Genomic DNA, 13,695 nt, shown 5'->3' with positions numbered 1-13,695 from the left:
CATGAGCACCGCGACCATCCAGACCATCGACACCCCGGACGGCGCCTTCATGATCCTCTCCGATGAGGCCGGGCGGGTCATGTCCTCGGGGTGGACCGACGACCTCGACCGCCTCCTGGGGCGGCTCCGCCTGCAGGACCGGCCGACCGCGGTGTCACCCGGGGAGACGGATGCCGCGGAAGCCGCGCTCGCCTACTACGACGGCGAGCTCTCGGCCATCGACGCGGTCGAGGTCGTCCAGCACGGCACGCCGATGCAGCTGACCGGCTGGAGCGCCCTGCGGGAGATCGCGCTGGGGCAGCCGCTCACGTACGCGCAGTTCGCGACGCACCTCGGGTCGCCGCAGGCCGTGCGGGCCGCGGCATCCATCTGCGCTCGCAATGCCCCGGCGCTGTTCGTCCCGTGTCATCGCGTGCTGCGGACGGGCGGCGCGCTCGGCGGATTCGCGTGGGGGCTCGAAGTGAAGCGGTCGCTCCTCGACCGTGAGGCCGGGCTGTTGGTGGGATAGCGCTTGCATTCAGTCAATTCCCAGGTCTAAGCTGGAGGGCTGTCGCGCTCGCGGCCCACTCGCTCTTACCTCAGGAGGATGTCATGCACCAGGTCGCCATTGTCGCCAAGGCCGCCGTCATCCTCGCCGCCGCTCGTCGGGGCCCCGAGGGCTCGCGCGCTGTCGCGGGATGACCGTTTCTTCCCGACGCCCGGCATAACGCCGCCCCGCGGAGCGTTCCCTCACAGGAACCACGCATTTCCTCACGCCTCGTCGAGGCTCCTCGCCGCCCATCCGTCGCGGCATCCGCTCCACCCTTGCAAGGATCATGACCACCACCGCTCAACCTCCCCGGTCCGATCTGTCCACTCTTCGCGCGCTTGCGCGGCTCCTTCCCTTCGCCAAACCGGTCCTGTCGCGCTTGACGCTCGGTGCCGTGAGCGCGCTCATCGCGAGTCTGCTCGCTCTGGCGATCCCCCTCGTGCTCGAAGCCATCGTCGCGGGACCGATCGCAACGGGCGACCCCGCGCTCCTCGTGTGGGGCGCACTGGCGATCCTCGGCCTCGGTCTCGCGGAAGCCGTCATGGTGTGGCTGCGGCGCTGGTTCGTGCTCGGGCCCGCGACGATGGTCGAGTACGACATCCGGCAGACGTTCTATGCGCGCCTGCAGCGCCTCCCCGTCTCCTTCCACGACAAGTGGCAGTCCGGTCAGCTGCTCAGCCGCATGATGCAGGACATCAGCATGCTGCGCCGCTGGCTTGCGTTCGGACTCGTCCTGCTCGTCGTCAACGTCCTGACGATCGCCGTGGGAACCGTGCTGCTCTTCCGCTGGCACTGGCTCCTCGGTCTCACGTTCCTCGTCGTCTCGGCGCCGCTCTGGTACGCGGGCTACCGCTTCGAGAAGACCTACGGCACGCTCGCGCGCCAGAGCCAGGACCAGGCGGGTGACCTCGCGACCTCCGTCGAGGAGAGCGTCCACGGCATCCGTGTCCTCAAGGCCTTCGGCCGGGGAAAGCACGCGCTCCAAAAGTTCACGCGCCAGGCCGAGACGCTCCGCGAGACCGAACTCAGCAAGGCCCGCGCGGTCGGCTGGATCTGGTTCTGGCTCGTCTTGCTCCCCGACATCGCCTTCTCCCTGTGCCTCGGTGTCGGCATCTACCTCGCGGCATCCGGACAGCTGCAGGCGTCCGAACTGGTGGCGTTCTTCGTCATGGCGACGGTCCTGCGCTGGCCCATGGAGTCGATCGGCTTCCTCTTCTCGTTCATGCTCGACGCCCGCACGGCGACGGACCGGCTCTTCGAAGTGTTCGACGAGGAGAACACCATCACCGACCCCGCCGAGCCCGTGACGCTCGGTCGGTCGCGCGGTGCGCTCACGTTCGAAGACGTGCACTTCCGGTATCCGGATGCCGCGGCCTCGGAGCGCGATCTCATCGACGGTGTCGACCTGACACTGCGCCCGGGAGAGACGATGGCCCTCGTGGGCTTGACGGGCTCGGGCAAAACGACGCTCACGACGCTGCCGGGACGCCTCTACGACGTCACGGGCGGACGCGTCACGATCGACGGCGTCGACGTGCGCGACCTGACCCTCGGCGAGTTGCGCGGCGCCGTGGGGATGGCCTTCGAGGACTCCACGCTCTTCTCGCAGAGCGTGCGCGACAACGTCCTGCTCGGACGCGAAGACCTCGAGCCGGGAAGCGAGGAGGCCGAGCGGATCCTGCGCGAAGCGCTCGCTGTCGCTCAGGCGGGCTTCGTCGACGAGCTTCCGAACGGCGTCGACACGATCATCGGTGAAGAGGGCCTGTCGCTCTCGGGTGGCCAGCGTCAGCGGCTCGCGCTCGCCCGCGTCGTCGCCGCGCGCCCCGCCGTGCTCGTCCTCGATGACCCGCTGTCGGCGCTCGACGTCGACACCGAGGCGCTCGTCGAGGACGCTCTGCGCGAGGTGATGTCCGACACGACGGCGCTCGTCGTGGCGCATCGCCCGTCGACGGTCATGCTCGCCGATCGGGTCGCCCTCATGGAGTCCGGCCGGATCACGGCCGTCGGGACGCATTCCGAACTCCTGCGGACGAGCGATCACTACCGGCACGTCATCTCGAGCCTGGAAGACGAGGAAGCTCGCGTGCGCGATCTCCGCTACCAGCCCTACAACTCGACGCACGGACGGGAGGTGACCTCGTGAGCACGACGACGGTCTCGGGAACCAGCGGCGAAGACCGCTCCGACTACACGCGCGAAGAGAGCCGGTCGATCCGGCGGCGCTCGCTGCACCTGCTCGGGTCGCTCGTGGTCCCCGTGCGCGCGCAGCTCATCCTCGCGGGCGCGGTGCTCGTGGTGTCGACGGCGATGCGCGTCGTCGGCCCGCTCCTCATCGCGTACGGCATCAATACGGCTCTCCCGGCCGCGGTCGACCGCATGGACTGGATGCCGACGATCATGATCGTCGCGGTCTACCTGCTGACGAGCTTCGGCGGCGCGGCGCTCATCGGCTGGTACGTCGTCGTCGCCGCACGTCTGACGCAGGCGATCATGCTGGAGCTCCGCAAGCGCATCTTCCTGCACACGCAGCGGCTGAGTCTGGAGTTCCACGAGTCGTACACGTCAGGCCGGATCATCTCGCGCCAGACGAGCGACCTCGACACCATCCGCGAGCTTCTCGACGGTGGCCTCAACGAACTCGTGTCGGGCGTCCTCTACGGTCTGTTCACTCTCGCGGCGCTCTATTTCCTCGACTGGCAGTCGGGCGTCATCCTCACGATCGCGGGCGTTCCGCTCTTCTTGCTGATGCGCTGGTTCTACCTCCGCTCTCAGGTCGTGTATCGCGAGTCTCGCGTCGTGAGCGCGAAGGTCATCGTCAAGTTCGTCGAGACGATGACCGGCATCCGTGCCGTCAAGGCCTTCCGGAAGGAGGCTCGCAACGACGAGGAGTTCGGCGAGCTCGCGCTGCAGTACCGCGACGTCAACATCCGCTCCATCCGACTCTTCGGAACGTTCGAGCCCGGGCTCATGGCGATCGCCTCGTTCGCCCTCGCGTTCATCGTCTTCTGGGGTGGTCTCAGGGTGGCCGACGGCACGATCCTCGTCGGCACTCTCCTGGGTGCGGTCGTCTTCGTCCGGAACTTCTTCTCGCCCATGCAAGAGGTCGCGTTCTTCCTGAACTCCTACCAGTCGGCGACGGCAGCCCTCGAGAAGGTCTCCGGCGTCCTTGAAGAGGAGCCCACGGTGCCCGATCCGCGCAACCCCGTCGACCTGTGGGAGGCGCGCGGGCACGTCCGCTTCCAGGACGTGACCTTCGGATACTCCGATACCCGCACGATCCTCCCGGACTTCACGCTCGACATCCCGGCCGGTCAGACGATCGCACTCGTCGGCACGACGGGTGCCGGCAAGTCGACCCTCGCGAAGCTCGTGTCGCGTTTCTACGATCCGACGAAGGGGACGATCACGCTCGACGGCGTCGATCTGAGGTCGCTGCACCCCAAGGACCTCCGCCGCGCGATCGTCATGGTGACGCAGGAGGCGTACCTGTTCAGCGGGACAGTGGCTGACAACATCGCGCTGGGAAAGCCCGACGCGACGCTCGACGAGATCCGCGCGGCCGCTCGCGCCGTCGGTGCCGACGCGTTCATCGAGCGGCTCCCCGACGGATACGCGACCGACGTCAACAAGCGCGGTGGTCGCGTCTCGGCGGGTCAGCGTCAGCTGATCTCGTTCGCCCGGGCCTTCCTCGCCGACCCCGCGGTGCTGATCCTCGATGAGGCGACCGCGTCGCTCGACATCCCGTCGGAGCGGCTCATCCAGAACGCCCTGCAGACGCTCCTCGCCGACCGCACCGCGATCATCATCGCGCACCGCCTCTCGACGGTCGCGATCGCGGACCGCGTGCTCGTCATGGAGCACGGGCGGATCATCGAGGACGACGTGCCACAGGCCCTCATCGAGGGCACGGGCAAGTTCGCCCAGTTGCACCGGGCCTGGCGCGAGTCCCTCGTCTGAGCATCCCGCATCCCCTTTCCGTCGAGACCCCGCGATCTCGCCGAAACACCCCGCAAATGCGCGCAGATAACGGGGTGGCTCGGCGAGATCGCGGTGTCTCGACGAAGAAGGAGGTCGGGATGCCGGGTGCCGCGCGGATGCCAGGCGACGAGGCCTCGGTGGGGGAGGGGAATCCGAGGCCCCGCCGCGGCTGGAGACGACCGTGACGGCCGAGGTGGGGGATGGATCGCCGGGATCGGTCAGATCCGGATCTCGGCGATGACCTCACCGTACTCGGTCTCGCCCACGGGTGTGAAGCCGACGCGCTCGAAGAATGCCTGCGGACCTTCCTCGCCGGCTTCGTAGATGACATCGACACGGTCCATGCCGCGTCGACGGGCCTCATCGAGGAGCATCTGCACGGCGAACCGGCCCACGCCGCGGCCCTGATCGTCGGCGTCGACGTTGATGCGCCAGAGCACCGACTGGAAGTGCTCGACGGGAGTCTCGGGGTCGAAGTTCGCGCTGACGAATCCGACGACCTCGTCGCCGTCGAGGACGACCCGCTGCCACGAGGTCTGCGGGTTGACGACGGTTGCGGCGATCCCGTAGCTGACGGGAGCGAGGAACTGCTCCTGGCCGGGTTTGAGCGACATGTTGTTGACCGCGACGATCGTCGCAGCGGACAGTTCGACCAGTCGCAGTTCCGTCATAGAGCAAGGCTAACGGCAATCGCGGTCAGGTGACATGATCGGTCGCGGCACTGGGGGCAGCGTCGGCCAAAGTATCTCGACGTCGAGATACTTTGGCCCGGTGCGATAGGCTGGCAGGACGACCCGAACGGAGACGACACCGGTGACAGACTCGACCATCATCTACACCTACACCGACGAGGCCCCGGCTCTCGCGACCGCATCGTTCCTCCCGATCGTGCAGGCTGTGACCCGTCAAGCAGGAGTCGATGTCGAGACACGGGACATCTCGCTCGCGGGCCGGATCCTCGCCGCGTTCCCCCAGAACCTCACGCCCGAGCAGCAGGTGGGCGATGCGCTCGCCGAGCTCGGCGGCCTTGCGACGCTTCCCGAGGCCAACATCATCAAGCTCCCCAACATCTCCGCGTCGATCCCGCAGCTCAAGGCCGCGATCGCCGAGTTGCAGGCGCAGGGATACGACGTCCCCGACTACCCCGACGACGCGACGACCCTCGAGGCCAAGGACATCCGGGCTCGCTACGACCGGATCAAGGGCTCTGCGGTGAACCCCGTCCTGCGCGAGGGCAACAGCGACCGTCGCGCGCCGCTGGCCGTCAAGAACTACGCGCGCAAGCACCCGCACCGCAACAAGCCGTTCGCCGAGGGGTCCAAGACCCGGGTCGGGACGATGGGCCATGACGACTTCAAGTCCAACGAGAAGTCGTGGGTCGCGGCGCACGACGACGTCCTCACCATCCGTCACGTGGGCGCCGACGGCACCGTGACGGTGCTCAAGGACAACCTCAAGGTGCTGCCGCGCGAGATCATCGACGCGACGTTCCTCTCGGCGGCAGCGCTCGACGCCTTTCTTGCCGAGACGCTCCGCGAGGCCGAAGCCGACGACGTCCTCTACTCGGTGCACCTCAAGGCCACGATGATGAAGGTCAGCGACCCGATCATCTTCGGACACGTCGTCAAGGCGTACTTCGCGGATGTCTTCGAGCGTTACGGCGACAAGCTCGCCGCCGCGGGACTCACTCCGAACAACGGTCTCGGCTCGATCCTCGCCGGACTCGACGGCGTCGAGGAGGGGCACGAGATCGCCGCGGCGGTCGCGGCCGATCTCGCGCGCGGCCCTCGCCTCGCGTACGTCAACTCCGACAAGGGCATCACGAACCTGCACGTCCCGTCAGATGTCATCGTGGATGCCTCGATGCCGGCGCTCGTGCGCAATGGCGGCAAGATGTGGGGCGTCGACGGGGGAGAGGACGACACGCTCGCCGTCATCCCCGACTCGTCCTACGCCGGTGTCTACCAGGCCGTCATCGACGATGTCATCGCGAACGGTCCCCTCGACCCCGCCACGATCGGAACCGTCCCCAATGTCGGCCTCATGGCGCAGGCGGCGGAAGAGTACGGCAGCCACGACAAGACCTTCGAGATCGCGTCGCCCGGCGTCGTCCAGATCCTCGACGGCGACGGCGAGGTGCTCATCGAGCACTCCGTCGGCACGGGCGACATCTGGCGCGCGACGCAGACGAAGCACATCGCCGTCGTCGACTGGGTGCGCCTGGCGGTCGGCCGCGCTCGCGCGACAGGGGCTCCCGCCGTCTTCTGGCTCGACCTCAACCGTTCGCACGACGCGCAGCTCATCGCGAAGGTCCACCAGGCCCTCGCGCTCCTCGACACCCGCGGCATCCAGATCACGATCCTCGCGCCCGAGGAGGCCACGCGCTACACCCTCGCGCGCATGCGCCACGGCCTGGACACGATCTCGGTGACGGGGAACGTGCTGCGCGACTACCTCACCGACCTCTTCCCGATCCTCGAGGTCGGTACGAGCGCCAAGATGCTCTCGATCGTTCCGCTCCTCGCGGGTGGCGGACTCTTCGAGACGGGCGCCGGCGGATCGGCACCCAAGCACGTTCAGCAGCTCGTCGAGGAGAACTACCTGCGGTGGGACTCCCTCGGCGAGTTCTTCGCGATCGCCGCGTCGCTCGAGCACCTCTCCACGACGACCGGCAACGCGCGCGCCCAGGTGCTCGCCGACACGCTGGATGCCGCGACGGGCACGTTCCTCGAGCACGACAAGTCGCCCGGTCGCGCCCTCGGCACGATCGACAACCGGGGCAGCCACTTCTACCTCGCGCTGTACTGGGCTCAGGAGCTCGCGGCGCAGAAGTCCGACCCCGAGCTCGCCGCTCTCTTCGCGCCCGTAGCGGCGACGCTTGCCGAGCACGAGCAGCAGATCATCGACGAGCTCGTCGCGGTACAGGGGCGTCCGGCCGAGATCGGCGGCTACTACCGCCCCGATCCGGCTCTCGTCGAGGCTGTCATGCGGCCCTCGAAGACGCTCAACGACGTGATCGACGCGCTTCGGGTCTGACCACGCGCACGAAGAAGCCCCGGCTCACCGAGCCGGGGCTTCTTCGTGTGTGCTGAGTGTCGGCAGCGTACTCAGGACTGGACGCGGACCTCGGTGCCGACGGCGACCCATTCGTAGACGGACTTCGCGGTGGCCACGGGCAGGTTGACGCAACCGTGGCTCATGACGTTGCCGAAGTTGTTGTGCCAGTAGGCGCCGTGCAGGGCCTGGTCGCCGTTGAAGTAGGCGAGGTACGGCACGTTCTCGGTGCAGTACGGCGCTCCTTCGAAGCATCCGAGGTCTTGCATGGGCGTCTTCCAGTTCACGCGGAACGATCCGGTGAAGGTCGGAGATCCCGACTTACCGGTCGACGCGAGGTACGAGTTGACGATGTTGCCGTTCTCGTAGAGGTAGACGCGCTGTTCGCTCAGGTCGACCACGACGTTGCGGGCGAGCGTCGTCGTCGTGAATGGCACTTCGGTGACGGGAAGCGTGAAGGCGCCGTTGCCCGTCGCAAGCTGTGCGGCGTAATCGCCGGCGATCTGCGACGGGTCGCCGAGCTCGCGGCCGACGACGCCTGCCGACTCTTCGCGCAGGACCTTTCCCGCGGTGTCGGTGATGACGGTGTTGTTGACGGGCGCGCGGTCGACGATGCCGGGAAGCGTGTCGACCACCTGCTGGATCGCGGCTTCGTCAGCGGTGATCTCGAAAGTGCCGCGGTCGCTCGGCTCGACGGTCAGCCAGGAGGCGACGACGGCACGGTCGATCGGGACGGTCCGTTCCTCGCCGACGTAGAACCCGGCGTGATCAAGGATGCCGTTCAGGTTGGCCGCGGCGGACTCCGCCACGTAGGTCGGCGTGCTCGCGTCGACGGGGGCTGCGACGGCATCCAGCTCGACGCGGCTCTCCCCGGCGATGAACGCCGACTGGAGGGCGTCGCGCACGGCGCTGACGTCGATCCCCGTGCCTTCGACGGAGGGCGTCGTGACATAGGTCGCGGTGGCGGCGTCGAAGGCGAGCGTCGCATCGACGGGGTCGGTGTAGAGCTCGGGGGCGATGCCCCGCAGTGCTTCGGTCGCCGCGACATCGTCGATCGTGACCACGGCGGGAACGGATTCTCCGAACCACTGGGTCACGTTCCAACCGGGACGCTCGGCGAACGCCGTGTCGGCGAGGGCTCGAGCGTCGAGCGTCGCGCCGAGGTCGGCGCCCGTCAGTTCGGCATCGGCGCCGTCGCCCGTGAGGACGACCGTCGTCTCGGCGAGGCGCTGTGCGAGGGCGTCGGTTGCGGCGCCGGGAGTCATGAATCCGACGGATACGCCGCCGACGGATGTGCCGGGGGCGATGAGCACGAGCGATGCGGCCACGAGGCCTGCGAGAGCGGCACCGGCGCCGAGGCCGATCCACAGGCCGACACGCTTCTTCTTCGGCTGCGGCTCGGCGGGAGCCCACTCGAGAGGTCCGGTCGTCGTCGACTCGTCCGGTGTTGCGGGCGCGTCGGTGGAGGCGTCCACGACGGACGTCGCTCCCGTCGACGCATCGTCAGCGCCAGGCTTGATCGCCAGATCCGTCACGCAACACCCCCCGGTAAAGCCGGAATCTTCTCACTCATCGTAATGGACGACGGCGGACACGCGGGCAACAGTCGTATTACGGCCCTTCGGGGACGTGTAACAGTTTTGTTAAGACGCCGCGCAAATGGCGGGATGGGGTTGCGAGCGGATAGTTCGTAAGGTCTACTAACAAACATGACCGCAACGACCAGCGCCCGCGCTTTCGCTCCCGGACGCGCCCTCCGCCCCGGCGGAAAGGTCCTCCCCGAGCACGCAAGGGCGCACAATCGCTCGCTCGTGCTCCAGACCCTCTTCCACCAGGCCGCCATGAGTCGCGCGGACCTCGCCCGCGAGACGGGACTCACCCGCGTCACGATCTCGGATCTCGTCGGCGAACTCATCGCCGACGGATTCATCGTCGAGACCGGTACGCGCGAGTCGTCGGGGCCCGGCAAGCCTGCGATCCTCGTCGACCTCGATCGCGCGGGCCACCGCATCGTCGGGCTCGACCTCTCCGGGAGCGAGGTCGTCATCGGTGCGGTCCTCGGCCTCGACGGCAGCATCATCGAGCGGCGCGAGATCCCGCTTCCCGTCGCCGGCGACCTGCTCGATGCGGTCGTGGAACTGGCGCGCGGACTCGTCGACGCGGCGGATGCGCCGGTCCTCGGCATCGGCGTCGGAAGCCCCGGCGTCGTCGACCCCCGCGGTGTCATCCTCGCCGCCCCGAACTTCGGCTGGGTCGGCTTCGACCTCGAGGGAGTGCTGCGCAACGCCCTCGGTCTCCCCGTGCTCGTCGCCAACGACGCGAACGCGGCCGTTCTGGCCGAGTACACCTTCGGGGGAGCGGGCGACGACGTGCTCCTCGTCAAGATCGGTCGCGGTGTCGGCTCCGGTCTGCTCGCCGGCGGTCAGCCGATGCGCGGCGCGCGATTCGCCGCGGGTGAGATCGGCCACGTGACGGTCGGCACCGACGGCGGGCCCGAGTGCGTGTGCGGAAAGATCGGATGCCTCGAGGCCTGGCTCTCCGTCCCGTCGCTCGCGCAGCGGCTCGACGCGGCATCCCCCGCCGACCACGACCGCATCCTGCGGGACGCGGGGGAGCGGCTCGGAATCGCGCTGGCCCCTATCGTCGGCGCGCTGGATCTCTCCGAGATCGTGCTCTCCGGTCCCCCTGAGCTTCTCGACGGCCCGCTCATGGACGCGGCACTCGAGACACTCCGCACGCGAACCCTCGCCGAGTTCCACGACGGCGTCCGCGTGCGGATGACGGCGCAAGGCCAGGACATCGTCCTGCGCGGTGCTGCCGTCATGGTCCTCTCCGGACAACTCGGAGTCTCCTAGGCGACTCGCCCCCACGGAGGAATCGCTCGATCCCTCCGACACCAGAGAACGAAGGAACAGCATGATGAAGAAGACGCTCGGAGCCGCGGCGCTCCTCGGCGCCACGGCTCTCGTGCTCGCCGGCTGCGCCGGCGGCGCGGACGCGGGCTCCCCCGATACGGACGGCGCGGAGATCCGCGTGTGGCTCGTCGGCACGGATACTCCGCAGGAGGCGCGCGACTATCTCGTCGACACGTTCGAGGACGAGAACCCCGGTTCGACCCTCGTGATCGAGGAGCAGACGTGGGAGGGCCTCGTCGACAAGCTCACGACGAGCCTGTCGTCCTCGGACAGCCCCGACATCGTCGAGTTCGGCAACACGCAGGCACCCGCGTTCACGTCGGTCGGCGCTCTGCTGGACATCAGTGACATCTACGAGGACCTCGGCGGCGACGACCTGCTCCCCGGCTTCGTCGAGGCAGGGTCCTATGACGGGGCCTTCTACGCACCGCCCCTCTACTCCGGCGCGCGCGTCGTCTTCGCCGACCCCGCCTTCGTCACCGAGGCGCCCGCGACGCTCGACGACTACATCACGGCGGCGAAGGAGCTCCACGCGGCCAACCCCGAGAAGTCGGGCATCTACTTCGCAGGCCAGGACTGGTACAACGCGCTCCCCTTCATCTGGGAGAACGGCGGAGAGATCGCCGTCGCGGACGGCGAGGAGTGGGATGCGCAGCTGAGCTCGCCCGAGTCGATCGAGGGTCTGCTCCAGGTCCAGGACCTCATGGTCAACGCCTCGATCGCACCCCAGGACGGCGACAACGCCGAACCGTGGACCCCGTACTGCGAGGGCACGTCGATCCAGTTCTCGGCGCCGAACTGGGCGCTCGGGCTCGCGAGCGCGTGCGAGACGGCGGATCCTCCGGCGGCCCCGTTCGTCTACGCGCTCCCGGGTGTCGACGGCGGCGCGGCACAGGTCTTCGCGGGCGGATCGAACATCGGCATCTCGGCGAAGTCCGCGAACCCCGACCTCGCCAAGAGCGCGCTGGAGATCATCCTGAGCGACGACTTCCAGACCATCTACGGAGAGAACGGCCTCATCCCGGCCAAGAAGTCGCTCGCGTCGACGCTCGGCGACAGTCCGGAGGCGCAGGCGTTCACGGAGGCCGCGGGGAATGCGAAGCTCACGCCCGCATCCCCCAACTGGGCCGAGGTCGAGGCTGCGCGCATCCTCGAGGACTTCTTCGTCAAGATCGCGCAGGGAGGCGACGTCGCCTCCCTCGCAGAAGAGGTCGACGTCAAGATCGAGGACATCCTCAACGGATGACCCTCCGGGTCGCGCGCGGATCCACCGACCGCGCGCGACCCGCCCCCCGGCCGATCCGACCAGACCCGCAGGAGCCTCCCATGTCCGTCGCGCCCAGCGCACCGGCCGTCAGCGCCGTCGACGGCGAGCGTCTCGTCGCTCCGCCCGACCCGGCGCCGCGATCCCGCAGGCGCCGCCTCCGTCGCGGCGGCTTCACGCCCTACGCCCTCTTGGCGCCCGCGCTCATCGTGCTCGCGGTCATCACGGGATGGCCGCTCGTCCAACTCCTCGTCATGTCGTTCCAGGAGTTCGGGCGGGCACAGGTCTTCGGCGCTCCGCCCGAGTTCGTCGGCTTCGACAACTATGCGAGCGTCCTGACGGACCCGCAGTTCTGGCAGGTCCTGACCCGCTCCGTCGTGTTCGCGGTCGTCTGCGTCGTCACGACGATGGTCCTCGGCATCCTCGTCGCTCTTCTCATGAACAGCCTCGGGAAGGCGCTGCGCACGCTCGTCTCGATCGGGCTCCTGCTGGCGTGGGCGATGCCGCCCCTGTCGGCGACGATCGTGTGGGGCTGGATCTTCGACACGCAGTACGGCGTCCTCAACAACGTGCTGACGAACTGGTTCGGACTCGACTTCGACGGCCACGCGTGGCTCATCGATCCGCTCAGCTTCTTCGCCGTCGCGACGATCATCATCGTGTGGGGCGCGGTGCCCTTCGTCGCCTTCACGGTCTACGCGGGTCTCACACAGGTGTCGGAGGAGGTCCTCGAAGCCGCCCAACTCGACGGTGCAGGCGCGGCGAAGCGCTTCTTCCTCGTCATCGTCCCGTCGATCCGCTCGATCCTCATCATCGTGACGATCCTCCAGGTCATCTGGGACCTCCGCGTCTTCACGCAGATCTACGCCCTGCAGTCGATCGGCGGTCTCGCCGAGGAGACGAACACCCTCGGCGTCTACATCTACCGCGTCTCGCTCGGATCGGGAGACTTCGGGACGGGCGGCGCGATCTCGGTGATCGTCGTGCTGCTGCTCATCGCGCTGTCGATCTTCTACGTCCGCGGGAGCATCAAGGAGGAGACCCTGTGACCGCCGCGACCCTCGCTCCGCGCCGGCGCCGCGTGCGTCCCGTATCGATCATCCTGGCTGCCGCCGCGGTGGTCGTCTTCGCGGCATCCGTCTTCCCCGTCTACTGGATGGTCAACACGTCCTTCCAGCCGAACGGCCAGGTGCGCGGGAGCGATCTGCATTTCTGGCCCGACAACGGCACGCTCGACAACTACATCAACGTCATCTTCGACTCGGGCCGCGTGCCGTTCCTCCCCGCGCTCGGAAACTCGCTCATCGTGACGCTCATCACGGTCGTCGTGTCGCTCGTCTTCGCCTTCTTCGCGGCGCTCGCCGTCACGCGCTTCCGCTTCCGCAGCCGCGCGGGCTTCATCATCGCGATCCTCCTCATCCAGATGATCCCCGCCGAGGCGATGATCATCTCGACCTTCCGCCTCATCGACGGATGGCAGCTGCTCAACACCGTCCTCGGTCTGTCGGCGGTGTACATCGCGGCCGTCCTGCCGTTCACGATCTGGACGCTCCGCGGATTCGTCAACGGGGTGCCCATCGAGCTCGAGGAGGCCGCGATGATCGACGGACTCAGCCGCTCGCAGGCGTTCTGGCGGATCACGTTCCCCCTGCTCGCGCCGGGTCTCGTCGCGACGGGCATCTTCGGCTTCATCCAGGCGTGGAACGAGTTCCTCTTCGCCCTCGTGCTCAACGCGCGGCCCGAGGCGATGACGCTGCCCGTGTGGCTGCGCACGTTCCTCGATCCCAACGGCGGCATCAACTGGGCCGAGCTCATGGCAGGCTCGACCCTCGTGGCCATCCCCGTCGTCGTCTTCTTCCTCATCATTCAGGGCCGGATGACCGGCGGCCTGGTTTCCGGGGCGGTCAAGGGCTGATGCGCGCGGGAACGACAGCCGACTTCCCCGGGGGAGGACG

At 68.1% G+C, this 13,695-nt stretch carries 10 protein-coding genes; 8 read left to right on the top strand and 2 right to left on the bottom strand.

Annotated features, from left to right (window positions below; all coding sequences use genetic code 11):
• Position 1 precedes the first annotated feature (1 nt).
• The 3 genes from FBY39_RS00185 (at position 2) to FBY39_RS00175 (ending at position 4,486) form a co-directional block, all read left to right on the top strand.
• Positions 2-508, top strand: coding sequence for a methylated-DNA--[protein]-cysteine S-methyltransferase (locus FBY39_RS00185; RefSeq protein ID WP_141929679.1), 507 nt, complete (start codon positions 2-4; stop codon positions 506-508).
• Between the two features lie 307 nt (positions 509-815).
• Complete coding sequence (locus tag FBY39_RS00180; protein WP_141929678.1) at positions 816-2,672, top strand: ABC transporter ATP-binding protein; 1,857 nt, start codon at positions 816-818, stop codon at positions 2,670-2,672.
• The gene (locus FBY39_RS00175) at positions 2,669-4,486 is read left to right on the top strand and encodes an ABC transporter ATP-binding protein (protein ID WP_141929677.1); all 1,818 of its coding nucleotides are present in this window, start codon (positions 2,669-2,671) and stop codon (positions 4,484-4,486) included. Before FBY39_RS00180 ends, FBY39_RS00175 begins: the two co-directional genes overlap by 4 nt.
• Before the next feature lie 239 nt (positions 4,487-4,725).
• Here FBY39_RS00175 and FBY39_RS00170 read toward each other — a convergent pair whose 3' ends face one another.
• The gene (locus tag FBY39_RS00170; RefSeq protein WP_141929676.1) at positions 4,726-5,178 is read right to left on the bottom strand and encodes a GNAT family N-acetyltransferase; all 453 of its coding nucleotides are present in this window, start codon (positions 5,176-5,178) and stop codon (positions 4,726-4,728) included.
• Positions 5,179-5,320: 142 nt separating this feature from the next.
• Between FBY39_RS00170 and FBY39_RS00165 the strand changes: the two genes are divergently transcribed.
• Positions 5,321-7,543, top strand: coding sequence for an NADP-dependent isocitrate dehydrogenase (locus FBY39_RS00165; RefSeq protein ID WP_141929675.1), 2,223 nt, complete (start codon positions 5,321-5,323; stop codon positions 7,541-7,543).
• Between the two features lie 71 nt (positions 7,544-7,614).
• Here FBY39_RS00165 and FBY39_RS00160 read toward each other — a convergent pair whose 3' ends face one another.
• Positions 7,615-9,096, bottom strand: a complete 1,482-nt coding sequence (locus FBY39_RS00160; RefSeq protein ID WP_141929674.1) for a L,D-transpeptidase family protein — start codon at positions 9,094-9,096, stop codon at positions 7,615-7,617.
• Between the two features lie 174 nt (positions 9,097-9,270).
• On the opposite strand from FBY39_RS00160, the gene FBY39_RS00155 reads away from it, so the two are divergent.
• The 4 genes from FBY39_RS00155 (at position 9,271) to FBY39_RS00140 (ending at position 13,655) form a co-directional block, all read left to right on the top strand.
• A complete protein-coding gene (locus tag FBY39_RS00155) occupies positions 9,271-10,416 on the top strand; it encodes an ROK family transcriptional regulator (protein WP_141929673.1) in 1,146 nt (381 codons plus the stop codon).
• A gap of 61 nt (positions 10,417-10,477) precedes the next feature.
• Positions 10,478-11,722: an extracellular solute-binding protein gene (locus FBY39_RS00150; RefSeq protein WP_260837376.1), complete on the top strand. Its 1,245-nt coding sequence runs from the start codon at positions 10,478-10,480 to the stop codon at positions 11,720-11,722.
• An 80-nt stretch (positions 11,723-11,802) separates the two neighbouring features.
• Entirely contained in the window at positions 11,803-12,789 is a 987-nt protein-coding gene (locus tag FBY39_RS00145) for a carbohydrate ABC transporter permease (RefSeq protein WP_141929672.1), read from the top strand.
• Positions 12,786-13,655 (top strand): carbohydrate ABC transporter permease, encoded by an 870-nt coding sequence (locus FBY39_RS00140; RefSeq protein WP_260837375.1) that lies wholly within the window; start codon positions 12,786-12,788, stop codon positions 13,653-13,655. The genes FBY39_RS00145 and FBY39_RS00140 overlap by 4 nt, the downstream gene beginning before the upstream one ends.
• The last annotated feature ends 40 nt before the right edge of the window (positions 13,656-13,695 follow it).

It is taken from the genome of Microbacterium sp. SLBN-146 (genome assembly GCF_006715145.1).
Taxonomy (GTDB): domain Bacteria; phylum Actinomycetota; class Actinomycetes; order Actinomycetales; family Microbacteriaceae; genus Microbacterium.
Note: the sequence above shows the minus strand (reverse complement) of the source record. Positions and strands in the feature narration are given on the sequence as shown.